A 20,929-nucleotide genomic window follows, 5' to 3' on the forward strand; every position below is an offset into this window, starting at 1 on the left:
CTGGCGGCTGATGCACCAGTCATGAACATTTTCCATCCAGTGATTGTATGTCTTGCTGAACCGTTCAGGAATGAACCGCGTCTTTCCTTCAGCGACGGCATCGATAGCGGCTTTGGTCAGTGGTCCCATCTTGACAAACCACTGTTTCGTCGAAAACGGTTCGACAATCGTCTTGCAGCGGGAGCAATGACCGACAGAGTGGGTCAGCGGTTCAATGTGATCGAGGAGGCCCAGTTCCTGCAAGTCAGCAACAACGGCTTTGCGGCATTCTTCCCGGGTCATACCATCGTATTTAGCTCCGGCTTTATCGTTCATCGTGCCATCGAGATTCATGATCATGATTGATTCGAGGTGATGGCGTTCGCCCATGGCAAAGTCATTGGGGTCGTGGGCCGGTGTAATTTTTACGGCACCCGTACCAAAACCGATATCAACATAATCATCGGCAATGACTTCGACTTCGCGGTTTACCAGCGGTACGATGACTTTTTTGCCGACGTATTTTTTCATGCGGTCGTCTTCCGGGTTGACGGCAACGGCCGTATCGCCCATAATCGTTTCCGGACGGGTCGTGGCAATCATGATGTAATCATCTTCACCGACGACAGGATATTTGACATACCAGAGGCTGCCCTGAACATCCGAATGGTCTACTTCGATATCAGACAATGCCGTATTGCAATGAGGGCACCAGTTGGTGATACGCTGTCCCTGGTAAATGAGGCCTTTTTCATATAAGGTGCAGAATACTTCACGAACGGCACGGGCACATACGGGATCCATCGTGAAGCGTTTGCGGCTCCAGTCACAGGATGAACCGAGACGGCGTACCTGTTTTTCAATGCGGCTGCCATATTTTTCTTTCCAGGCCCAGACCCGTTTCAGGAATTCTTCACGGCCGATATCATAGCGCGTCTTTCCTTCTTCTTTGGCCAGCTGCTGTTCTACTTTGACCTGGGTAGCAATGCCGGCATGGTCTGTTCCAGGGATCCAGGCAACATTGTAGCCTTCCATGCGTTTGAAACGGACGAGGATATCCTGCAACGTATTATCCAGTGCGTGGCCCATGTGAAGCTGCCCCGTAACATTAGGCGGTGGCATGACGATGCTGAATGGCTTTTTGCTCTTATCGGCATCCTGATGAAAATAGCCATTTTTTTCCCAGAAATCATACCAGGACATTTCAATGTCATTCGGTGAATAAGCTCCTAATTCTTCCTTATTCCATTTCATTTGTCTGTTCCCTCCAAAAAGTAAATAAAAAAAGCGCTCTTTCGTCCACTCTTAGGACGAAAGGCGCTTAGTTCTTCCGCGGTACCACCTAAATTGCCGCTCCACGCGGCCTCTTTATAAAACAGATAACGCCTGTCAGACGGGCAGGCCTTTCCTCCTGCCGGCTCACGGGTGACCCGCGATACTCTCTGCCAATGCTCTTTCACCTGTACGGCATCTCTCTGACGCAGATACAAACCGCTTCTTCCGCTCATCGCTTTTATGTTGGTAATAATTGTAGCAACTTTACCCATACCTGTCAAGGGATTTACTATACCTTTCCCTCTTTGAACAAGGTCATCATTTCCATGGTCAGGCTGACCTTTTCTACATCTTCCGGTACTTCATCCCGACTGATCCAGCGGGCAGTTGCCAGTTCTTCGTGATCTACACGCAGCGTATCTTCTCCGTCAAGGTCGCAGAAAAATCCGAACAGGAGCGTGTCGGTGAAACACCAGGGCTGGCTTTTATAGAACTGCAGATTTTTGACGCGGATTCCCACTTCCTCCATGACTTCCCGGTGAACTGTCTCCTCGATGGTTTCTCCAATTTCAGCAAATCCTGCGATGAGAGCCATATTCGTATATTCCCGGCCGGCATAGGTCGATACGAGGATCTTATTTTCATGGCGGACGGCCACGATGACCGCCGGATTGATACGGGGATAATTCATAATACCGCAGGATGGGCAATACAACATCCGCTCTTTTTTGCTATGCTGCAACGGCTGCCCGCAGCATCCGCATAACTGATGATGGCGGTACCATCCGGCCAGTGACAGGCCGGTGACAGAAGCAAATGCCAGGTGCCGTGGTGCCGCATACCGCATATAGCGGATAGGCACATAGGCATATCCTTCTGGAGCTGGCAGCGTACGCCGGGCCAGGAAAAACTGCCTGTCGTCGATGGCAAACAGCCAGATAAAATTATCGGCCTTCCAGCCGGAAAAATCAGAAGCTGCCGGCAGAGTAAAGCTGTTTCCATCCTGCCGTATGAGGACACTTTTTTTATCATAAGACAAGATAAGGGCATTTTCTTCTATGAGAGCAGGCGTAAATTCGTTGTGATACGTATGGGGATGGATATCCTGAATCATATAAACTCCTTACAAAGGAAATGAGGCTGTCCGGTGGCAGCCTCTCTCCGTTTTTATACTTTAATTTACAAATCTGAATATTATTTCGGTATATCTACATAAGTAGCACCCTGATTATCCGCTTTGAGAATATGACCAAAAGATTGGATGCCATACCCGGCAAAAGTAGAAATCATCGCCTCTTCTACCTCTCTTTCCCGTCCGGTTGCAAATGCGATGAGTGTCGAGCCGGAACCACTGATGGTAGAACCCAGGGCACCGGCAGCGATAGCCGCATCCAGTACGTCCTGGCCGTGGGGAATCAGCTGGATCCGATAGGGAACATGGAGCTTATCCTGCAGGCTGTATTTTAGATAGTCATACCGTTTCGTAAAGAAGGAGGACAAAAGGAAACTGACCCGGCTGACATTAAAAACGGCACTTTTATAGTCAATCGTATCGGGCAGCGCCTGTCTCGCTTCTTCTGTAGAAACTTCAATTTCCGGACTGACCGTGATAAAAGACAAATCATCTTCTACAGGCACTGAATTGGTGATAGCTTTGTCATGGACAATGATAGACGATGTCAGTCCTCCATATGTTGCAGGCGCCACGTTATCGGGATGGCCTTCCATCGAATTGGCAATGATCAGTATATCTTCTTTGGTCAGTTTCCGCCCTGTCAGGGCATCTCCTGCCATGATTCCGCCGACGAGGGCTGCCGAGCTGCTTCCCAGCCCGCGTGCCGGCGGGATGCGGTTAATCAGTGTCAGATGACCGGCCGGCAGCGGCTGTCCATTCCGTTTTGCCACGTATGCCATGGCTTCCGATACCAGATTTTCTGCGGGATCGGTCGGGATTTCATTCTGACCCATACCCTTGATTTCGATGGTTATCGCTTCCGCTCCCGGCCGTTCTTCAAACAGTATTTCATTATACAGGGTCAGAGCGATGCCGACGGCATCAAACCCGGAACCCATATTGGCCGATGTGGCCGGAATTTTTACATGTACTTTCTTGGTCATAAACAGCACCTCTAAATTTCAATGACTCTGATTGCATTGGCAACGCGGCGGACGCAGGAAAGAGATGTCACCTTTTTCAGTGAATCCCGCACCAGCCCATCGGCTGATGCATCGATAAGAATTACAATTTCGGCAATTTCCTTCGTTTCATCTTTCTGGATTAGAGAACGGATACTAATACGATTTTCAGCAAATATGCCAGAGATACTGGACAAGACGCCCGGTGCATTATCGACGATCATGCGCAGATAATAAGGAGCACGGATAGAGCGTGGATCCGTCAGTTTCGTATCATGCCAGACATATTTCCGTTTTCCTGTCACGGTAAGGTTAAAATGAAGAATGACATTCATGACATCGCTGACAACCGCACTGGCAGTCGGAAAAGCACCGGCTCCCTGTCCGTAAAACATGACATCACCGACGCAGTTGCCCCGTACATATACTGCATTATAGGCTCCGCCGACATTGGCCAGCGGATGGCTTCTGGGTATAAAGGCGGGGTGGACATTGAGGGAAATCCCATCGTCGTTCTGCTGTGCAATAGCCAGCAGTTTAACGGCATAGCCCATTTCCGATGCATGTTCAATATCCTCATGGGTGATTTTCTCAATGCCTTCGACAGAGACATCGCGGAAAGTAACGGCAGAATGGAATCCCAATGTTGCCAGAATAGCGATTTTCCGGGCCGCATCATATCCACTGACATCATTAGTCGGATCGGCTTCGGCATACCCTTTTTCCTGGGCTTCCTTAAGAGCGGTTTCATAGGACAGGCCCCGTTCCGTCATATTAGTCAGGATATAGTTTGTCGTTCCATTCATGATGCCGATGATGCGTTCGATACGATTACTGTTGAGCGACGAATACATGGGACGGATAACGGGGATGCCGCCGGCTACACTGGCTTCAAACTGGAAATCGACATTGTTTTCCTGACTGAGTTTCAAAAGAGGAATCCCATAATCAGCAATTAGGTCCTTATTGGCACTGACTACGCTCTTCCCGCGCTTAAAGCACTGTTCGATGCATTCTTTTGCAAAATCAGCACTTCCCATAACTTCCACTACGATTTCTATTTCATCATCATTGATAATATCGTTGAAATCGGTAGTAAGAGCAATGGTATCCGGCAAATCCATCTGTTCATATTTCGGTAAATCACGGATGAGTATCCGTTTAATGCTGATATGCGTCTCCAGCTGTTCCTCAATGAGCTGGCCGTTGCGGCTCAATAAATCGACAACGCCTTTACCAACGGTACCGCAGCCTAACAATGCAATTGCAACGTGTTTCATACAGCCCCTCCTTAGGCCTGCCCGATGATATCGACTTTGCTGACTCCCGGCAGTTTATCTAATTTTTTCATTAATTCATCGGCAGAAATATTCATGTTCTTCGTTTCAATGGAAATACTGACATCAGCCATTCCCTGCAGGGGAATCCCCTGATTGATAGTCAGGATGCTGCCGTTGCTGGCTGCGACTGTATGCAGCACCTGGGAAAGTTCGCCCGGTTTATCAAAGATCAGAAGCGATAAGGTAACAATTTTTCCCTGTGTTACGTCGTGGAAAGGGAAAACATAATCTTTATATTTATAGTACGCACTGCGGCTTAAATCCATCATCTTTACCGCTTCATTGATGGTACGGCTCTGATGGTGCTTTAAGATTTCTTTGACGCGGATTGTCTTTTTAATAGCTTCTGGCAGGATATCTTCCCGGACCAGATAGAAGTTATGGTTCGTGTCCTTTTTCATCGTTCATCCCTCCCTAAAAAATAAGAAAACGTCGTCATCAATCCTGGCAGAAGTTTTGTCTTCGGCCGCCAGTTCAGCGTCTGCACAGCCTTTCCATTATCGAGTACGGACCGGTAAATATCGCCGTGCCGTGCGTCTTCGTAGATTACGTCAGACCGTATCTGGGCAAAATACATCAATATTTCTTTCAAGGCATTGATGGTCGTTTCGATTTTCGTACTGATATTGTAAATGCCGCTGGGAACGCCGGCATCCATGGCAGCCATGCTGGCAGCCGCCGCATCCTTGACGTAAATAAAATCCCGTGACTGATTCCCATCGCCATAGATGGTCATAGCGGTTCCCGAGGCCAATGCCCGGGAAAACAGACTGACTACACCGGCTTCCCGGCTGCTTTCCTGCCGTTCGCCATACACATTGGCGTAGCGAAGGACGGCATACGGAAGGCCATACATACGGTAATACAAAGCGGCATATGCTTCTCCTGCCGCCTTGGTCAGTCCGTAAAAAGATTGTGGCTGTACCGGTATCGTTTCATCAGCCAGTCCTGTTTCCTGATTTCCATATACAGCGGCTGATGAAGAAAGAAGTATTTTCTTTACGTCATGTCTGCAGCAGTGTTCTAACACATTAATCAGTCCCAGTACATTGACATCGGCATCTTCCCGGGGATAGAGCATGGAATAAGATACCTGCGTCTGGGCAGCTTCATGAAACACTACATCAAAAACCGTTCCGGCAAACAGACGGTCCAGAGCTTCCGTATCACGGATGTCTCCCTGACAGAACCGGGCTTCCTTATGGATATACTCTTTCCTTCCACTGTTCAGATTATCAAATACCGTTACATCATGACCGGCTTCTATTAAGGTGTCAACGAGGTGTGAACCGATGAAACCGGCACCGCCTGTAACCAATATATTCAATACATACCACTCCCTGTTCCGGTAGATTACGGCAGGTTGCCGTAATGGATGAGTTCAATATGACGTTCTTCAATGAGCTTACGGATGCCCGGTGAAACAATAGCAGCCAATTCATCCTGCCAATGATATCCCCAATGGAATATCTGGCTCAAAACAGCCGTATGGCAGCCGGGATGCATCATCACTTCATGCACGCCAAAAGGCATCTGGCCAATGATATACCGCAGATTCGTTTCATTCATATTTCCGCCATCAGCCATGCCCCAGAAATAATCCGGCATGGTAAATCCGAGATTGCGCGCATCGCGACGGGCCTTCCTCGAAAAAAAAGTCAGCCCATCCCGGCCCAGGGCACGGACCGGATTTGCTGTCCACAACTTGAAGAAATACGATTCGTCAGGGATACGCAGCCGGTGAAGCCCATATTTTTTCATCAGGGCCTGTACGATCACCCAGACCTGGGGTAATACGTGCAGGTGCTGGTGGCTGTCCACATGGGTAATAGTAAGCCCCTGAGACATGATTTTTTCCATCTGCGCATCCAGTTCACGATACAGCTCCTGATATTGAATCTGGCCAGTATATATCCGTTTCATAAATTCGCCATAACTATCGGGGAATAGCCCCCGCCCATCGACAAGACTTGGGACTTCCTGCGGTGATAAAACCGGTGACAGTCCCCCGACCAGACAGAGGTGGATACCAATTCCCAGGCCCGGCCTTTTTTTTGCAACCGTTACGGCTTCAGGAAAAGCCGGACCGGATGCCAGAAGGGATGTGCTCCTCAGGATACCTGTATCAAAGCCTATGGCTACAGCTCGGTTCACTTCCTGATGGATGCCGAAATCATCTGCATTGATAATTAATCTATTCATAATCAGAATCGCCTTTTTTGAACTCATTCATTATTATACACGGACAATTGTTTATTTGCAAGAGACAACTTGTTTTTCTCTGAGAGACGCTTCAGGAAACGAACAGTTCAGTCTGCCAGCTCTTCATACTTTTTCCCGCCGTAACACTGCCAGGCGGCTTCCAGAACACGGCGCTGCCACTCTTTCAGCGGAATACCTGTCTTTACGGCTGCAGCCCGGCAATCATCGTATTCTGCAGAAATATTGGTCACTATATCACCGGACCAGCAGATTTTACAATGAATCGTTTCACCTGACACCGTCACCGTCTGTATAGACCGCCTGCAGGCGATGCGGCTGACAGGAAAATAGCGGACACCTACGGAAGTCGTTTCTTTAAAAATAAGATCGGCTGCCTTTTCCAGGAGTTCTTCCCGGCATAACACGCAGAGCATGGACGCCATCCGGCATTTTTTCATGAGCATCGGCATGGCCCACACATCATTGACGCCCAGGTCCAGAAGACGGCGGAAAATGTATTCCATATTCTGGGGATTCATGTCGTCTATATTTGCTTCCATCTGCCATAGCGTTTCCATACGTGTCACCTCATCCGGTTCAATATATCTGCCAGACGGCCGGCACCGAACCCGTTATCGATATTGACGACAGAGACACCGGCTGCACAACTGTTGAGCATGGCCAGCAGAGCAGACAGTCCATGGAAATTGGCACCGTAACCGATACTGGTCGGTACGGCTATGACGGGCTGGCTCACCAGACCGCCGACGACGCTGGCCAGGGCACCTTCCATACCGGCGACAACGATGACCACGTTGGCTTTGCGTATGTCATCCGCCCGGCTGAGCAGACGGTGAATACCGGCGACTCCCACGTCGTAAATGCGCATGACTTTATTTCCCATGATTTCAGCCGTAAGAGCGGCTTCTTCTGAAACAGGGATATCACTCGTACCGGCAGTTACAACAGCAATGGTCCTGTCGCCATTGACGATGGTCGTGTCCTTGCGCTGATAAACCATGCGTGCCAGGTCATCATACTGTACATCGGGAAAATCGGGGAGCAGCCGTTCATACACTTCTTTAGACGCCCGCGTGCCAATGATGTTATCATACTTCTTCATTAAGAGTGTTAAAATCGTGACGGACTGTTCTACAGTCTTTCCGGCACAATATACGACTTCCGGAAAACCGCACCGTTCCTGACGCGCCAGATCGATATGGGCAAACCCAAGATCTGCCGTCTGCGCTGTATGAGAACTGTCTTTTTCCGCCAGGGCGGCCTGTGCTGCTTCTAGCGAGAGTGTTCCCTTTTTATACTCTTCCAAAATACTGGTTATATCCATACGGCATTACTCCTTAAATCCATTGATTTCCCATGCTTTATACAGGATGATGCCTGCCGAGAGCGATAGGTTGAGTGATTCGGTATCCTGTTTCATCGGTATCGTAATCAGGGCATCACATTGCTGCTGCAACTCGTGGGACAGGCCATTTCCTTCATTTCCAAAAGCTAAAATAACTGGTTTGTCGTACGGCGCATCGGTATACCGCACCGTTCCCAGAGGGGCTGTCCCCAACAGGAGGCGTCCACTTTTCTTACGAAAGGCCATCAGGTCGTCCAGGGTGACGTGCTGTATGACCGGGACCTTGAATATAGCACCCATGGCACTGCGGATTGCCTTGTCATTGTACACATCGACACTGCCCTCGCTCAAAAGGACGGCAGCCCCATTGCTGGCCGCGGCCGTACGCAGAATCGTACCCAGATTACCCGGATCCTGGATATCTTCCAGATAGAGGACGGGCCGGTCAGCCTTCAGTGTATCCAGCGCCTGGAGCGTATATGGAAAAAGCGGCAGCATAGCCGCCATTCCCTGTGGATTTCCCGTATCTTTTATTTTATCATACACGCTGTCAGTTACATGAAAAAATGTCCATCCCAATGTTTCCCCCCGGGACAGGAATGTATCAAATCCTTCATGATGCATTCCCTTTTCTGTAACAAAGCAGATGCCATCCATGACACCTACCTGGATAGCGTCTGACAATAAGCGGAATCCCTCTGCCAAAAACCGGCTTTGTTCCTGCCGTCCTTTTTTCTTTTTAAGTGAATGGGCCATCCTGACCCACTGGTTCTCCCGTGAAGTTATTTCTTTCATCGTCTTCTCCCTGCATCCTGATAAATACAATCCACAGTCCGGGCCCGCCGGCCCTCTTATGTCTTAACGCAAAAAGAGACTGTCGTACAAAGTATTTCTCTTCGTATGACCGTCTCTTGTAGTCTGACTTACGGCATTACTGTTTACTATTATCCTGACGATTGGACTGAAGAAGGCTTTCCCGGTTCTGGCGGATACTGGTCAGCGTCTTTTCCAATGTCGATTCTACATACTTCAGTACGTCGCCGGCATACGTAATAGAACTGCTCTTGAGTTCATCCGAGGACTTCGTAGCACTCATGACAATCTGATTGGCATGTTCCTGTGCCTGCCGTACCAGTTCGCTTTCTTCCGTCAGTTTGGCAATGTAATCTTTGGCCTGGGCAACCATGCTGTCAGCATGACGCTGGGCATCGGCAATAATTTTATCCTTTTCAGCGAGAACTTTTTTTGATTCATCTAATTCCGCCGGCATGGATGCTTTCAAATCATCGATAATCTGGAGAAGTTCTTCCTCTTCGATCATCTTTTTGTTCGTAAAGGGCATCTTTGACGCATTCAGTACTAAACTTTCCAAATCTTCCAACAACTTATCAGAGTTCATGTTGTCCACCCCTATACCTTATATTTATCTTTAAATTTAGTTTTCAAGCGTTGTTCTACATAATCCGGCACCATGCCGTCCAGCTTGCCTCCAAAGCAGGCCAGTTCCCGGATTCCCGTAGAACTTACATACGAATATTTTGTATTGGCCATGATGAATACCGTTTCAATAGCCGGTTCGATCTGTTTCATGAGAAGAGCCCGCTGAAACTCATATTCAAAATCACTGAGTGCCCGGAGCCCGCGGATGATAATCGTAGCCCCATGAGACATGGCATATTCATTGAGCAGGCCTTCAGCACTGGCCACTTCAATATTCGGAATATGTTTAGTCGTTTCCCGCAGCATTTCTTCCCGTTCAGCCATCGTAAAGACAGGCTGTTTCGTCGGATTGCTGAAGACGGCAACAATCAGCTTGTCAACCAGTTTGCTGCCTCGTTCAAATATATCGATATGTCCGTTCGTCACGGGATCAAAACTGCCCGGACAGATTCCGATACGCACAATTATTCCCCTTCCTGACGGCGGCAGATAAAGCTGACGCGCGTTTCTTTTCCATAGGATTTTTCTCTGATAATGCTATACAACGGGTTCTCCGATATATCTTCATGACGGCTGTGCTCCATGATGACCAGGCCGTCAGCAGCCAGCAGCTGATATTGAAAGATAAAAGAAATTGTATCATTCACCAGATTTTTATCGTACGGCGGGTCGGCAAAAATATACTGGAACGTCCGTCCGCGCAACCGCGCCAGCGCACGCCCCATCTCCATACGCAGTACCTCATATTTCCCAGAAAAGCCGCACATCGCTGCGTTTTCCTGAATAAGGCGCTGGGTATAATGATCGATAAACACACAATGGGCAGCACCGCGGCTGAGGGCTTCCAGGCCGAGAGCGCCTGTTCCGGCAAAAATATCCAGTACGGATGCTCCTTCCAGGCCGTAATTAGTCAGAATATTAAACAAACTTTCCCGCGTACTGTCCAGTGTAGGCCGGGTCAGCATACCCTTGGGAGATTTCAATTGTCTGCCTCTGGCGCTTCCGCCTATGATTCTCACATCATCACCTGCTCGTACATGTTAATTATACACGTTTTTCCTTACATATCAAATATAAATCCTGAAACCGGAACAGTTATTTTTTGTGTATCCGTTCTACTTTCAATTCATTGCCATGAAGCAACCGCACGATATTGGCGCGGTGCCTGATAATGACAAACGCAGCTGCCAGAATACCGAATACTACGATTTCCAAAGGTTCATGGAACAGGTACATCGTCACCGGCACCAAAATCGCTGCTACAATAGAACCGAGCGAAACGATCCGCGAAAAAGCGACGACAATACACCAGACAGCAAAGACGATAAGTGTTTCCCACGGTGCCAGATAAAGAATGACTCCCAGGCCGGTGGCCACGCCTTTCCCTCCTTTGAATTTCATGAACAAAGAGCAAGAATGGCCCAGAATAGCCAGAAGGCCGCCGCCGATCATACATAATTCTATCTGATCCGGTGCCAGGAGGATTCCCGCCTGCTGGCCAAGCCAGACGCCGAGAATCCCTTTCGCCGTATCGAGGATAAGAACTGCCAGGCCGCCGGCTTTTCCCAGTACACGATAGGCATTGGTCGCGCCTGTATTATGACTTCCTTCAGTGCGGATATCGGTATGATAAAAGACATTGCCAATGACCAGGCCGCTCGGGAAGGAACCAGCGGCATAGGCCAGGAACAGACAGAGTATACCTTCTATCACGCGTCTTCATCTCCCTTTTTACCTCGCAGGATAAGACGGATAGGAGTTCCTTCAAAACCAAATGTTTCCCGCAGTTTGTTTTCCAGGAAACGGGTATAGGAAAAATGAATAAGCTGGGGATCATTAACGAATAAGACGAACGTAGGCGGTTCCACCGAAGCCTGGGTCATATAGTAAATCTTTAAGGGACGTCCGTTCTTAGCCGGTGCCGGATTAGTAAGCTGCGCGTCTTCGATGAGTTCATTGAGGACACTCGTCGAAACACGCATATGCTGCTGTTCCGATACGTACTGTACCAGATCGGCCAGACGGTTAACGCGCTGTTTGGTAAGGGCCGAAGCATATAGAATCGGGGCATACTGCATGAAGGCCAGTTCCCGGCGGATATCATCGGTATATTTCAGGCTGGTCTTGCTGTCTTTAGTCACCAGATCCCATTTGTTGACGACAATGATGCAGCCCTTGCCGGCTTCATGGATGTAACCGGCTATTTTCTTATCCTGCTCGGTTACACCTTCTACGCCATCCAGTACGAGGACAGCTATATCGGAACGATCGACAGCCCGCAGTGCCCGTACCACACTATACCGTTCCACGGGCAGGTCGATTTTTCCCTTGCGCCGCATCCCTGCCGTATCGATGAGGATAAATTCATTTCCATTATAGGTCCAGTGTGTATCAATGGAATCGCGGGTCGTGCCGGGAATATTGCTGACGATGACCCGGTCCTGTCCCAACAGGGCATTGGTCAGGGAAGATTTTCCTACGTTCGGGCGGCCTACCAGTGCTACATGAATTGCATCTTCACTTTCTTCGTCAACAGGTACTTTTTTGATATATTTCAGCACTTCATCGAGAAGGTCACCGAGGTTCATGAGATTGACCGCAGAAATGCCGATAGGATCGCCCAACCCCAGATTATAAAATTCGTAAATGTTGATTTCCTGCTCTACACTATCGATTTTATTGACAGCCAGGATTACCGGCTTGCCACAGGAACGGAGAATATGGGCGATTTCCTCGTCCTGAGGCTGGATTCCCGTCTTTCCATCTACTACATAAATGATGACATCGGCTTCACGAATGGCAAGTTCAGCCTGATAGCGCATACTCGTAAAAAAGTGATTGTCCTGATCGACAAATTCAATGCCGCCCGTGTCAATCATGGTAAATTCCTGGCCCAGCCATTCAGCATCAAAATAAATGCGGTCTCTGGTGACGCCGGGGATGTCTTCGACAATGGAAATCCGTTTCTTTACGACGGCGTTGAACAGTGTCGATTTACCGACATTCGGCCGGCCTACAACGGCAACTAATGGTTTATACATAATTCTACTCCTTATTCTCCTGCCAATGATATAAAAGCTGCTTCAGTTCCGGCGCAAATTCACTGACGCCGACAGGTACGCCGGCCCGGGCTTCAAATTCACTAAGTGTCATATCGTCGAGAAAGATGTTTTCACCCTTGCGCAATGCCGTGCCGGGAATAATCAGGCCATCCCAGTCACCGGCCAGCTGCTGCCAGGCATGAAGCATATCCTGGGCTGTGAGGAGACCAGCCACATTAATCTGCCTGCCAAAATAGTGATTTTCTACGGGGACAACATTTACCTCCAGATTGGCCACCTGTACTTCCTGTACGAGCTGGCTGATAAAAGGAGCTGCCAGCGTGCCGGTCAGAAGAGCCAGCCGTTTCGGCTTGTCATAGGCCGTACGGACCTTGCCATCCCAGCTATGCCATTGTTGTTCAAACAGACGCAGCATCCCGATGCCATCTTCAATCTGTTCGTAGTTATCATAATACGCATTGTCCGGCAGCGGCATTCCGGCTTTCAGATAAAATTCGTCAGCCAGATAGACAAAGCTTCCCCTGCCTTCCCGGCGGCTGCGCTCTGTAAAAGGACGGGAACGGTTTATAATGTCACGGGCTAGTTCCGGCGTAACCGGATTCAGAGGCATGCATTCAGAACGGAATTTCGTCATTCCCAGTGGCACGACAGCTATTCCCAGTACGTTAGGCCGGAGCGATTCCAGATCCCGTACGGTGCGGCTGAATTCTTCGCCATCATTATATCCCGGCACGAGGACGATCTGGCAGTACATATCAATGTCATGCCGCACCAGATTGCGGAGATGATCCATAATATCCTCTGTCCGTTCCTGCCGCATCATGCGCCGGCGGAGCATGCCATTCGTCGTGTGGACGGAAATATGGAGCGGTGACAGATGGTACTGGGTAATTCTCCGGAGATCTTCTTCAGACAGGTTAGATAAGGTAATGAAACTTCCCGTCAGGAAAGACATACGATAGTCGTCATCCTTGACATACAAAGATGGGCGCATCCCCTGGGGCATCTGCGCAATAAAGCAGAATATGCAATTGTTCCAGCACTGGCGTATATGGTCAAAAACGGCATTTTCCATAGTAATGCCCACGTCTTCGCCAAACCGCTTCTGAAAATAGCAGTCCCGCAGGCTGTCGCCGTTTTGTACGACCAGATGCACTTTTTCGTCAGCAAGGGCAAAATTCAGATCGATCAGGTCCTCTACAGGCTGGCCATTGACCGAAACGATAGTATCACCAGCTTTCAGACCTTCTTTCTGAGCCCGGCTGCCCTCCTGCACACTGGCTATGACTGCATGTAACGTATCCGACATATGTATATCCTTTCCTGAAACACCTTATGATCCATTCCTGTCCAAAAAAAAGGATAACCGGTACACGCCGGCTATCCTTTTTCCAGGAATACTTATTTATCTTCTACAGCGTCGCCAATTGTGGCCGATTCTTCCTGCTGATTTGCTGTTTCGAGATAATTGCGGACTTCCCGTTCTTCGTCATCTTTCTGCAGAGCGAGTACGCTGAGAGAAATCTTCTTCTTATCTGTATCAATACCGATGATCTTGACATTTAAAATATCGCCAATATTCAAAAGGTCTTTTACAGAAGCACCGCGTTTTTCCGTCAGTTCGGAAACGTGGAGGAGCCCCTGCAATTCCGGATCGATAGCGAGGATAGCACCGAAAGGCAGCAGCTTTTTGACTTCGCCCTTGACGACATCGCCAACTTCGAATTTTTCGATAGCGGCAATCCAGGGGTTCTTCTGCAGTGCTTTCAGGGACAGGGAAATACGATCGCGTTCTTTATCGAATTTCTGTACGAGGACCTGCAGTTTATCACCCTGTTTGAGTACGGCATCAACGGAGCTGATCCGTTTCCAGGAAATATCAGAAATGTGAAGCAGTCCTTCTACGCCACCGAGATCGATGAACGCACCATAAGGCATAATCTTGACGACCGTTCCTTCAAGGACAGCGCCTTCTTCAATGTGTTTCAGGGCTTCTTCGCGTTTTGCTTCCCGTTCTGCTTCAAGAACAGCTTTACGGGACAGGACAAGGCGGTTTTTATGTTCGTCAATATCGATGACTTTTACCTGGAATGTCTGGCCTACGAGATAGTCCAGCGATTTGACAAAGCGGATATCGCCCTGGGACAGGGGGATGAACCCGCGCAGAGATTTGATGGATACGACGAGGCCGGCTTTATTCGTTTCTTTACCGGTACATTCGACGAGCTGGTCATTTTCGAATGCTTCGCGTACTTCTTTCCAGTCTTCAACTTTCTTCATCTTGACGAGGGAAACGACAATCGCACCTTCTTCTTTGATGTTGTTGGCGATTTCAACAGTCAGTTCATCACCGACTTTGACAAAATCACTAGCTTTTTCCGGTGCCGGTACAGCCATTTCCTTTTTCGGCAGGATTGCTTCTGCTTTCGTACCGATGGAAACATAGGCAGCATCATCATTCACAGAAATAACCGTGCCTTTTACTACGTCGCCTTTCTTTGGATTTTCTTCATAATCATACTTGTCCAACAATTCTTCACTCATTACTTCTGTGGCTTCTGCTTGCAAATTTTCCATAATATTAACAACCTCCTGTATTATCCAATCCGGCGTGGAAGCGCCGGCTGTAATGCCTATATTTTTCATACCTTTGAACCAGGCCGTATCTAATTCAGCTGCTGTTTCAATATGGTATGTCGGGCAACCCTGTTCTCTGCACACCTGTGCAAGGCGACCGGTATTGGCACTGTTTTTCCCGCCAATCACGATCATCGCATCCATTTTCCCTGCCAGATCAATCGCCGCCTGCTGCCGCTGCTGCGTCGCCGTACATATTGTCATGTACACCGTAAGGTCCGGAATTTTATCTGCCAGTATCTGTTCAATGCGTTTAAATTGCTCCTGGGAAAAGGTCGTCTGTACGACCACCCCGGCCTGCTCCATAGGGGGCAGAGCCCGGGCCATTTCTTCCCTATCTAATATAATAGCACGATTTGCCCCCCATTGTGAAATACTAATTACTTCTGGATGGGCTTTTTCGCCAATAATTATAAGATTTTTTTCTTTTTCGATGATTTTTTTCGCATCCTGCTGTGCTTTTTTCACATGAGGACACGTAGCATCGACAACGTTGAGTCTTTTTTTCTCCGCTTCCCGGTACACATCAGGACCGACTCCATGGGAACGGATGAGAATCGTGTCTCCTTCCCGAAGTGATTCCAGAGAATCTACCGGTGATACTCCCCGTTCAGCCAGCCGGGCTACTACCTGGGGATTATGGATAATCGGCCCCAGTGTGTGAGTGCCGCTGGCGGCGGAAGACGCCATTTCTACGGCCCGGCGGACACCATAGCAGAAGCCGCAGGCATCAGCTACATATACATTCATGACATATTTTCTCCTCCGTGCTGATTGATGAGGTCCAGAATCCGGCTCCGGATATCTTCTGAAAACTCATGGATGATGTCCCGTTCTTTTTCTTTATCCTGCCGGCTTATAACGGGCGGCAGGACCGGATCACCGAATACGACCCGCACCGGCCCCATCTTGTGTGGAAGATGGCGAGAATTAATGATGGCCGTCGGCAGGACCGGGACTTGGGCGCGGATAGCAATGGCAGCCATGCCTTCATGGAATTTTCCCAGTTTTCCCTGGTCGCGGCTCGTTCCTTCCGGAAAGATACCCAATACCTCGCCTTGCTTCAATACCCGCAGTGCTTCTATCAGCGCTTTGCGGTCCACACGGCCCCGGTGAACGGGAAAAGTACCGACATACCTCAGGAACCAGCCCATGAACGGATTATGAAATAACTCTTCCTTCGCCATAAAGTGAATCAGATGATGGCGCATCGCCGTCCCTACCAGAGGCGGGTCAAAATAACTGGCATGGTTCGATGCCACAATAAATGCGCCCTTTTCCGGGATATGACCTTCTCCCACGACCTGCATTCCCAGCCAGGTATAGGTGACCAGATTAAAGAGAAATCGGATAATAGCATAGAAAAAATTTTTCATCGCTCCGCTTCCTTACTGTTTTTCTTCAATCATACGGCAGATACAGTCTGCCGTTTCTTCCAGTGTAAGGTCACTGTTATCTACCAACACGGCATCATCAGCCCGTTTCAGGGGGCTGACAGCCCGGTGTGAATCCATATCGTCGCGAGCAGCAATGCTGGCTTCAATGGCTTCCAGTGTTTCCGTACTGCCTTTTTCCTTTAACTCCAGAAACCGCCGTCTGGCCCGCGCCGTAACCGACGCCGTCAGATAAATTTTGAGATCGGCCCGGGGCAGGACTACCGTGCCAATATCGCGGCCGTCTAAAATGACGCCTCCGCCTTTTGCCATATCTCTCTGCAATTGTACCAGTTTTGTACGCACCACTGCAAGGGCTGCTACCTGTGAAACATGAGACGATATAAAAGGCGTGCGGATTTCTTCCGTTATGTCCTGTCCGTCTGCATATACGCGGCATACCTCTTCACCCGGTTCCAGACGGATCTGTATGGAGCCGGTCAGCTGCTGCACTGCTTTTTCATCTCGTATATTGATATGCCGTTCCAGCATGGCCCAGGTAAAAGCGCGATACATGGCTCCGGTATCAATATACAGATAGTGTAACCTATTTGCTACCATTTTCGCAACACTGCTTTTTCCTGCACCGGCCGGCCCGTCGATAGCAACCGTAATTTTTCTCATTGATCAGCTTCCTCCTCTGCTGCAGAACAGCCGGCCACATACCCCGTCGAAAAGGCTGCCTGCAAGTTATATCCTCCCGTAAAAGCGTCGATGTCAATCACTTCACCGGCGAAATAAAGACCCTGGACTTTTTTAGATTCCATCGTTCCAGGATTAATTTCCCGTACAGATACGCCGCCGGCCGTCACAATGGCTTCTTCAATGGGGCGGGTACCTGTCAGAGTCAGAGAAAAGGCCTGGAGCACTGTCACCAGGTCCTGGCGCTGGGTACGGGTAATCTGATTGATCAATGTCTGTTCCGGAATTTCTGCCTGTTCGAGCACATATGGGATGAGGCGTCGTGGCAGGAGATCCTGCAGACCATTACCAGCCTGCTTGCGCAGATACTTCTGAAAATCCCGCTGGATCCGGGAGTCAAGTGTTTCCGCTGTCAGGGCCGGCTTCAGGTTAATGCGCAGCTGCATGGGGAATTCCCATTTCGGTTTGTGCGCCGCCTGGCTGCTCAGCATGAGAATGACCGGCCCGGAAACGCCCGTATGGGTAAACAGCATTTCACCAAACTGGCTCGCCAGCTTTTTCCCATGTTTCCATAACGAAACATCGACATTCCGCAGAGACAATCCCGCAAGATCCCTTACCCACGTTTCTTCTGTCGTAAACGGAATCAGGGACGGCTTTAAGGGAGTTACGGTATGTCCCAGTTTTTTGGCAAAGTGGAATCCATCGCCGCTGGAACCGGTAACGGGATACGAAAGACCGCCTGTCGTAATGATACAGGCATCCGCCGTATAACGTCCCTGTTCTGTCCGGACGGAAAAGCCCCCGTCCGTATGGTTCACAGTCAGTACACCTTCATTCAGGTGAAGTTCCACATGCTGTTTCTGCAGGCGATGATACAGGAGTTTACGCACTTCAATAGCGCTGTCGGAACGGGGGAAGACACGGCCGCCCCTTTCTTCTTTCGTAGCCAGCCCCCATTGATGCACACACCGGAGGAGGTCTTCATTACTGAAAGCACGGTAGGCACTGAAAAGAAATTTCCCATGTCCTGGCGTCCGGGCAATGAAATCTGTCATAGGCGCCGTATTCGTCAGATTGCAGCGGCCCTTGCCAGTAATCCCCATTTTTTTTCCTACAATATCATTTTTTTCAAAAAGCTGCACCCCGGCCCCTCTGGAAGAGGCCGCCAAGGCAGCAAAGATACCTGCTGCGCCTGCACCGACAACTATAACCTGTTTCATCGCTATTAACACCTTATTTATACTTGTATAATTCCTTTATTTCCTCTGCTGTAAGAGACCGGTAAGATCCCCGCTTGACCCCGCTCAATGTCAGGAACGCATACTGGACACGCCGGAGATTATGTACTTTAAAGCCAAAGTGTTCAAACATACGGCGTACCTGCCGGTTCCGGCCTTCATGAATAGTAATTTCCACATTCGTGATGCCCGTATGATTATCGTATCCATTATAGCAGACGATAGCCGGTGCTGTCATGCCATCTTCTAATTCCACACCATCAGCCAGCTGCTGGAGTACCGTATCGGCGATATGCCCTTTAATTTTCACTTCATACGTCTTATCGACGAGCTTGCTGGGGTGCATGAGGATATTAGCCAGTTCCCCGTCATTTGTCATGAGCAGCAGCCCTTCTGTATTCTGGTCCAGACGGCCTACGGGATAAATCCGTTCGGTAATCTTCTTGAAATAATCCATGACGGTTTCGCGGCCCTGGTCATCATGGGCAGTCGTAATGACTCCTTTGGGCTTGTTGAACAGATAATACAATTTCTTTTTTGCTTCCAACCGTTTTCCATCTACCAGTATAATATCGGTTTCAGGGTCTGCCTTCGTTCCCAGCTCCCGGACGATAACGCCATTGACCCGCACGCGGCCATCGAGAATCATCTGTTCCGATGCCCGCCGCGAGGCGACGCCACAGTTACTCATTACTTTTTGTAAGCGTTCCTTCATGTTCTGCCTCCGTAGATACGTTCTCTTTCACTGTCTCTATTGTCTCTATTGTCTCCCCATCTGTTTCCTGATCCTGCAATAATTCTTTCGGTACCTGCCGGGCCAGATCAGACAGGGAATCCATGCCGATGCATTCCAGAAAATAAGCGCTGGTACCGTATATAATAGGCCGTCCCGGCGTATCTTTCCGCCCCAGATCACGGATCAGCCCCTGTTGCAGCAGTGACGCTACCAGGCGTTCTGAGGAAACGCCCCGTATTTTTTCAATATCAGCCCGGGTCACAGGCTGCCTGAAGGCAACGATTGCCAGCACTTCCAGCGCCATAGGAGATAATTCGGTTGTCGTCTTATGGACCCACTGCAATTCATCATGCAGTTCCGGACGTGTAACCAGCTGATATCCGCCAGCCACCTGGATAAGAGTCAGGCCGCGTTTTTCATCCCGCAGAATAGCTGCCAGCGTACGAGCAGTCTGCTCTGCCTTGTCTTTGCCCCAGCCGGTATGGGCACACAAATCCGGCAGGCTCAATGGCTGGCCACTGAGAAACAGCAGCGCTTCCAGCACCGCCGTCGGTTCATGATGCTCCATGCGGGATATATCGCAGGGATGCTGCATTTCCATCCTCTCCTTCTGACAGCGTACAGCACCGGCCGATTTTCAGCAATTCCAACACAGCTAAAAAGACAACGATCAGTTCCGTCCGCGTACGGCAGCTCTGAAAAATCCGCCGCACAGGGACAGGCCGCAGTGCCTGGTGCAGTACATATTCTACGCGCTGCATACATTCGCTGACACTGTATATTTCCTGCTGCAAATGAATTTCCACCGTCTTTTTACCGGGAAGAGCCTCATAGACCGCCTGAAAAGCTGCATAGAGTGCTTTTTTATCAATATGGCCGGAAAACTGTTTCTCGAACGGCATCGGTGTCCGCTCCCGGCTTTCCATCAGTTGTCTCTTATCCCATAAATCAGCTACGACAGAAGCAATCTGCTTCATCCGTTTATATTCTACCAGCTGCCGGATGAGGACTTCCTGCGGATCTTCTTCCTCTTCTTCCCGTCTGGGTGGTTTAGGAAGCAGGAGCCGGGATTTTATCTGCAGCAGCGTAGCTGCCATGACAAAAAATTTGCTGGCATAATTGACATCGAATGTATCGATCTGCCGGACATATTCATTGAACTGGTCCGTAATCGTGACGATGGGGATATTATAAATATCGACCTTGTTTTTTTCAATCAAATACAGCAGCAGGTCCAGAGGACCTTCAAAATCCGATACTTTGTATCGATATTCTTCCATAAATACCGCCAATCCCGTCATGAAAGAACACTCATAAAGCATAATTACAAAAAAGGCTTGGATTTACATCCAAACCTTTAAGTTGCCAGAGCCATCAGCCGAAACCCATTATGCTCAGTGCAATGTGTTGTTTAAATGGTGCCGGGGACCGGAATCGAAC

24 protein-coding genes are annotated in these 20,929 nt (G+C 49.2%); all 24 read right to left on the minus strand.

All coding sequences use genetic code 11. From position 1 onward, the window contains the following. Positions 1-1,233 (minus strand): valine--tRNA ligase (valS, locus tag B2U90_RS02880; protein WP_292017055.1); only part of this gene is annotated, 1,233 nt, incomplete at its 3' end. Next, positions 1,230-1,526: a hypothetical protein gene (locus B2U90_RS02885; RefSeq protein WP_059075577.1), complete on the minus strand. Its 297-nt coding sequence runs from the start codon at positions 1,524-1,526 to the stop codon at positions 1,230-1,232. The genes valS and B2U90_RS02885, both read right to left, overlap by 4 nt. A 17-nt stretch (positions 1,527-1,543) precedes the next feature. Continuing rightward, positions 1,544-2,368 (minus strand): NAD(+) diphosphatase, encoded by an 825-nt coding sequence (gene nudC, locus B2U90_RS02890; RefSeq protein WP_292017056.1) that lies wholly within the window; start codon positions 2,366-2,368, stop codon positions 1,544-1,546. Between the two features lie 80 nt (positions 2,369-2,448). After that, positions 2,449-3,372: a homoserine kinase gene (gene thrB, locus B2U90_RS02895; RefSeq protein ID WP_075581443.1), complete on the minus strand. Its 924-nt coding sequence runs from the start codon at positions 3,370-3,372 to the stop codon at positions 2,449-2,451. Between the two features lie 11 nt (positions 3,373-3,383). Further along, a complete protein-coding gene (locus tag B2U90_RS02900; RefSeq protein ID WP_059075574.1) occupies positions 3,384-4,670 on the minus strand; it encodes a homoserine dehydrogenase in 1,287 nt (428 codons plus the stop codon). Between the two features lie 11 nt (positions 4,671-4,681). Further along, entirely contained in the window at positions 4,682-5,131 is a 450-nt protein-coding gene (locus B2U90_RS02905) for an ACT domain-containing protein (RefSeq protein ID WP_059075573.1), read from the minus strand. Then, the gene (locus B2U90_RS02910) at positions 5,128-6,057 is read right to left on the minus strand and encodes an NAD-dependent epimerase/dehydratase family protein (RefSeq protein ID WP_292017057.1); all 930 of its coding nucleotides are present in this window, start codon (positions 6,055-6,057) and stop codon (positions 5,128-5,130) included. Before B2U90_RS02910 ends, B2U90_RS02905 begins: the two co-directional genes overlap by 4 nt. 26 nt (positions 6,058-6,083) lie before the next feature. Beyond that, positions 6,084-6,932 carry a ChbG/HpnK family deacetylase gene (locus tag B2U90_RS02915; RefSeq protein ID WP_059075571.1) on the minus strand — a complete coding sequence of 283 codons (849 nt, stop codon included), beginning with the start codon at positions 6,930-6,932 and terminating at the stop codon, positions 6,084-6,086. A 107-nt stretch (positions 6,933-7,039) separates the two neighbouring features. Next, the gene (gene larC, locus B2U90_RS02920; RefSeq protein WP_292017058.1) at positions 7,040-7,510 is read right to left on the minus strand and encodes a nickel insertion protein; all 471 of its coding nucleotides are present in this window, start codon (positions 7,508-7,510) and stop codon (positions 7,040-7,042) included. A gap of 5 nt (positions 7,511-7,515) precedes the next feature. Continuing rightward, complete coding sequence (larB, locus tag B2U90_RS02925; protein WP_059075569.1) at positions 7,516-8,277, minus strand: nickel pincer cofactor biosynthesis protein LarB; 762 nt, start codon at positions 8,275-8,277, stop codon at positions 7,516-7,518. Positions 8,278-8,283: 6 nt separating this feature from the next. Further along, entirely contained in the window at positions 8,284-9,093 is an 810-nt protein-coding gene (locus B2U90_RS02930; RefSeq protein ID WP_075581448.1) for a TrmH family RNA methyltransferase, read from the minus strand. A gap of 136 nt (positions 9,094-9,229) precedes the next feature. Then, positions 9,230-9,697 (minus strand): hypothetical protein, encoded by a 468-nt coding sequence (locus tag B2U90_RS02935; RefSeq protein ID WP_059075567.1) that lies wholly within the window; start codon positions 9,695-9,697, stop codon positions 9,230-9,232. Between the two features lie 11 nt (positions 9,698-9,708). Continuing rightward, complete coding sequence (gene coaD / locus B2U90_RS02940; protein WP_059075566.1) at positions 9,709-10,200, minus strand: pantetheine-phosphate adenylyltransferase; 492 nt, start codon at positions 10,198-10,200, stop codon at positions 9,709-9,711. A 2-nt stretch (positions 10,201-10,202) separates the two neighbouring features. Continuing rightward, positions 10,203-10,757, minus strand: coding sequence for a 16S rRNA (guanine(966)-N(2))-methyltransferase RsmD (gene rsmD / locus B2U90_RS02945; protein WP_059075565.1), 555 nt, complete (start codon positions 10,755-10,757; stop codon positions 10,203-10,205). A 76-nt stretch (positions 10,758-10,833) separates the two neighbouring features. Further along, positions 10,834-11,451: a glycerol-3-phosphate 1-O-acyltransferase PlsY gene (gene plsY / locus B2U90_RS02950; protein ID WP_059075564.1), complete on the minus strand. Its 618-nt coding sequence runs from the start codon at positions 11,449-11,451 to the stop codon at positions 10,834-10,836. Beyond that, positions 11,448-12,779: a ribosome biogenesis GTPase Der gene (gene der, locus B2U90_RS02955; protein ID WP_059075563.1), complete on the minus strand. Its 1,332-nt coding sequence runs from the start codon at positions 12,777-12,779 to the stop codon at positions 11,448-11,450. The genes plsY and der overlap by 4 nt, the downstream gene beginning before the upstream one ends. Positions 12,780-12,783: 4 nt before the next feature. Further along, positions 12,784-14,109, minus strand: a complete 1,326-nt coding sequence (locus B2U90_RS02960; RefSeq protein ID WP_170087683.1) for a DUF512 domain-containing protein — start codon at positions 14,107-14,109, stop codon at positions 12,784-12,786. A gap of 92 nt (positions 14,110-14,201) precedes the next feature. Continuing rightward, the gene (locus B2U90_RS02965; RefSeq protein ID WP_075581450.1) at positions 14,202-16,187 is read right to left on the minus strand and encodes a bifunctional 4-hydroxy-3-methylbut-2-enyl diphosphate reductase/30S ribosomal protein S1; all 1,986 of its coding nucleotides are present in this window, start codon (positions 16,185-16,187) and stop codon (positions 14,202-14,204) included. Beyond that, positions 16,184-16,813 carry a lysophospholipid acyltransferase family protein gene (locus B2U90_RS02970; RefSeq protein WP_075581451.1) on the minus strand — a complete coding sequence of 210 codons (630 nt, stop codon included), beginning with the start codon at positions 16,811-16,813 and terminating at the stop codon, positions 16,184-16,186. Before B2U90_RS02970 ends, B2U90_RS02965 begins: the two co-directional genes overlap by 4 nt. A gap of 12 nt (positions 16,814-16,825) precedes the next feature. Then, positions 16,826-17,494: a (d)CMP kinase gene (gene cmk, locus B2U90_RS02975; RefSeq protein ID WP_059075559.1), complete on the minus strand. Its 669-nt coding sequence runs from the start codon at positions 17,492-17,494 to the stop codon at positions 16,826-16,828. Continuing rightward, the gene (locus B2U90_RS02980; protein ID WP_292017059.1) at positions 17,491-18,735 is read right to left on the minus strand and encodes an NAD(P)/FAD-dependent oxidoreductase; all 1,245 of its coding nucleotides are present in this window, start codon (positions 18,733-18,735) and stop codon (positions 17,491-17,493) included. The genes cmk and B2U90_RS02980 overlap by 4 nt, the downstream gene beginning before the upstream one ends. A 13-nt stretch (positions 18,736-18,748) precedes the next feature. Continuing rightward, positions 18,749-19,468: a pseudouridine synthase gene (locus tag B2U90_RS02985; protein ID WP_292017060.1), complete on the minus strand. Its 720-nt coding sequence runs from the start codon at positions 19,466-19,468 to the stop codon at positions 18,749-18,751. After that, on the minus strand, positions 19,437-20,090 hold the full coding sequence (gene scpB / locus B2U90_RS02990) for an SMC-Scp complex subunit ScpB (protein ID WP_292017061.1): 654 nt from the start codon (positions 20,088-20,090) through the stop codon (positions 19,437-19,439). The genes B2U90_RS02985 and scpB overlap by 32 nt, the downstream gene beginning before the upstream one ends. Continuing rightward, positions 20,044-20,790 carry a segregation and condensation protein A gene (locus B2U90_RS02995; RefSeq protein ID WP_236699619.1) on the minus strand — a complete coding sequence of 249 codons (747 nt, stop codon included), beginning with the start codon at positions 20,788-20,790 and terminating at the stop codon, positions 20,044-20,046. Before B2U90_RS02995 ends, scpB begins: the two co-directional genes overlap by 47 nt. Positions 20,791-20,929: the final 139 nt, after the last annotated feature.

It is taken from the genome of Megasphaera sp. UBA4233 (assembly GCF_002395615.1).
In the GTDB taxonomy this organism is placed as follows: Bacteria; Bacillota; Negativicutes; order Veillonellales; family Megasphaeraceae; genus Megasphaera; species Megasphaera hexanoica.

What these genes read in the sequence shown, in the direction of transcription:
- larC (WP_292017058.1), bottom strand. Translation starts at nt 7,510, where the DNA reads ATGGAAACGCTATGGCAGATGGAAGCAAATATAGACGACATGAATCCC.
- B2U90_RS02935 (WP_059075567.1), bottom strand. Translation starts at nt 9,697, where the DNA reads ATGAACTCTGATAAGTTGTTGGAAGATTTGGAAAGTTTAGTACTGAAT.
- cmk (WP_059075559.1), bottom strand. Translation starts at nt 17,494, where the DNA reads ATGAGAAAAATTACGGTTGCTATCGACGGGCCGGCCGGTGCAGGAAAA.
- B2U90_RS02915 (WP_059075571.1), bottom strand. Translation starts at nt 6,932, where the DNA reads ATGAATAGATTAATTATCAATGCAGATGATTTCGGCATCCATCAGGAA.
- der (WP_059075563.1), bottom strand. Translation starts at nt 12,779, where the DNA reads ATGTATAAACCATTAGTTGCCGTTGTAGGCCGGCCGAATGTCGGTAAA.
- scpB (WP_292017061.1), bottom strand. Translation starts at nt 20,090, where the DNA reads ATGGAAATGCAGCATCCCTGCGATATATCCCGCATGGAGCATCATGAA.
- B2U90_RS02900 (WP_059075574.1), bottom strand. Translation starts at nt 4,670, where the DNA reads ATGAAACACGTTGCAATTGCATTGTTAGGCTGCGGTACCGTTGGTAAA.
- B2U90_RS02980 (WP_292017059.1), bottom strand. Translation starts at nt 18,735, where the DNA reads ATGAAACAGGTTATAGTTGTCGGTGCAGGCGCAGCAGGTATCTTTGCT.
- B2U90_RS02960 (WP_170087683.1), bottom strand. Translation starts at nt 14,109, where the DNA reads ATGTCGGATACGTTACATGCAGTCATAGCCAGTGTGCAGGAGGGCAGC.
- B2U90_RS02970 (WP_075581451.1), bottom strand. Translation starts at nt 16,813, where the DNA reads ATGAAAAATTTTTTCTATGCTATTATCCGATTTCTCTTTAATCTGGTC.
- B2U90_RS02885 (WP_059075577.1), bottom strand. Translation starts at nt 1,526, where the DNA reads ATGGGTAAAGTTGCTACAATTATTACCAACATAAAAGCGATGAGCGGA.
- B2U90_RS02965 (WP_075581450.1), bottom strand. Translation starts at nt 16,187, where the DNA reads ATGAATGTATATGTAGCTGATGCCTGCGGCTTCTGCTATGGTGTCCGC.
- B2U90_RS02905 (WP_059075573.1), bottom strand. Translation starts at nt 5,131, where the DNA reads ATGAAAAAGGACACGAACCATAACTTCTATCTGGTCCGGGAAGATATC.
- larB (WP_059075569.1), bottom strand. Translation starts at nt 8,277, where the DNA reads ATGGATATAACCAGTATTTTGGAAGAGTATAAAAAGGGAACACTCTCG.
- thrB (WP_075581443.1), bottom strand. Translation starts at nt 3,372, where the DNA reads ATGACCAAGAAAGTACATGTAAAAATTCCGGCCACATCGGCCAATATG.
- B2U90_RS02995 (WP_236699619.1), bottom strand. Translation starts at nt 20,790, where the DNA reads ATGACGGGATTGGCGGTATTTATGGAAGAATATCGATACAAAGTATCG.
- B2U90_RS02930 (WP_075581448.1), bottom strand. Translation starts at nt 9,093, where the DNA reads ATGAAAGAAATAACTTCACGGGAGAACCAGTGGGTCAGGATGGCCCAT.
- B2U90_RS02985 (WP_292017060.1), bottom strand. Translation starts at nt 19,468, where the DNA reads ATGAAGGAACGCTTACAAAAAGTAATGAGTAACTGTGGCGTCGCCTCG.
- nudC (WP_292017056.1), bottom strand. Translation starts at nt 2,368, where the DNA reads ATGATTCAGGATATCCATCCCCATACGTATCACAACGAATTTACGCCT.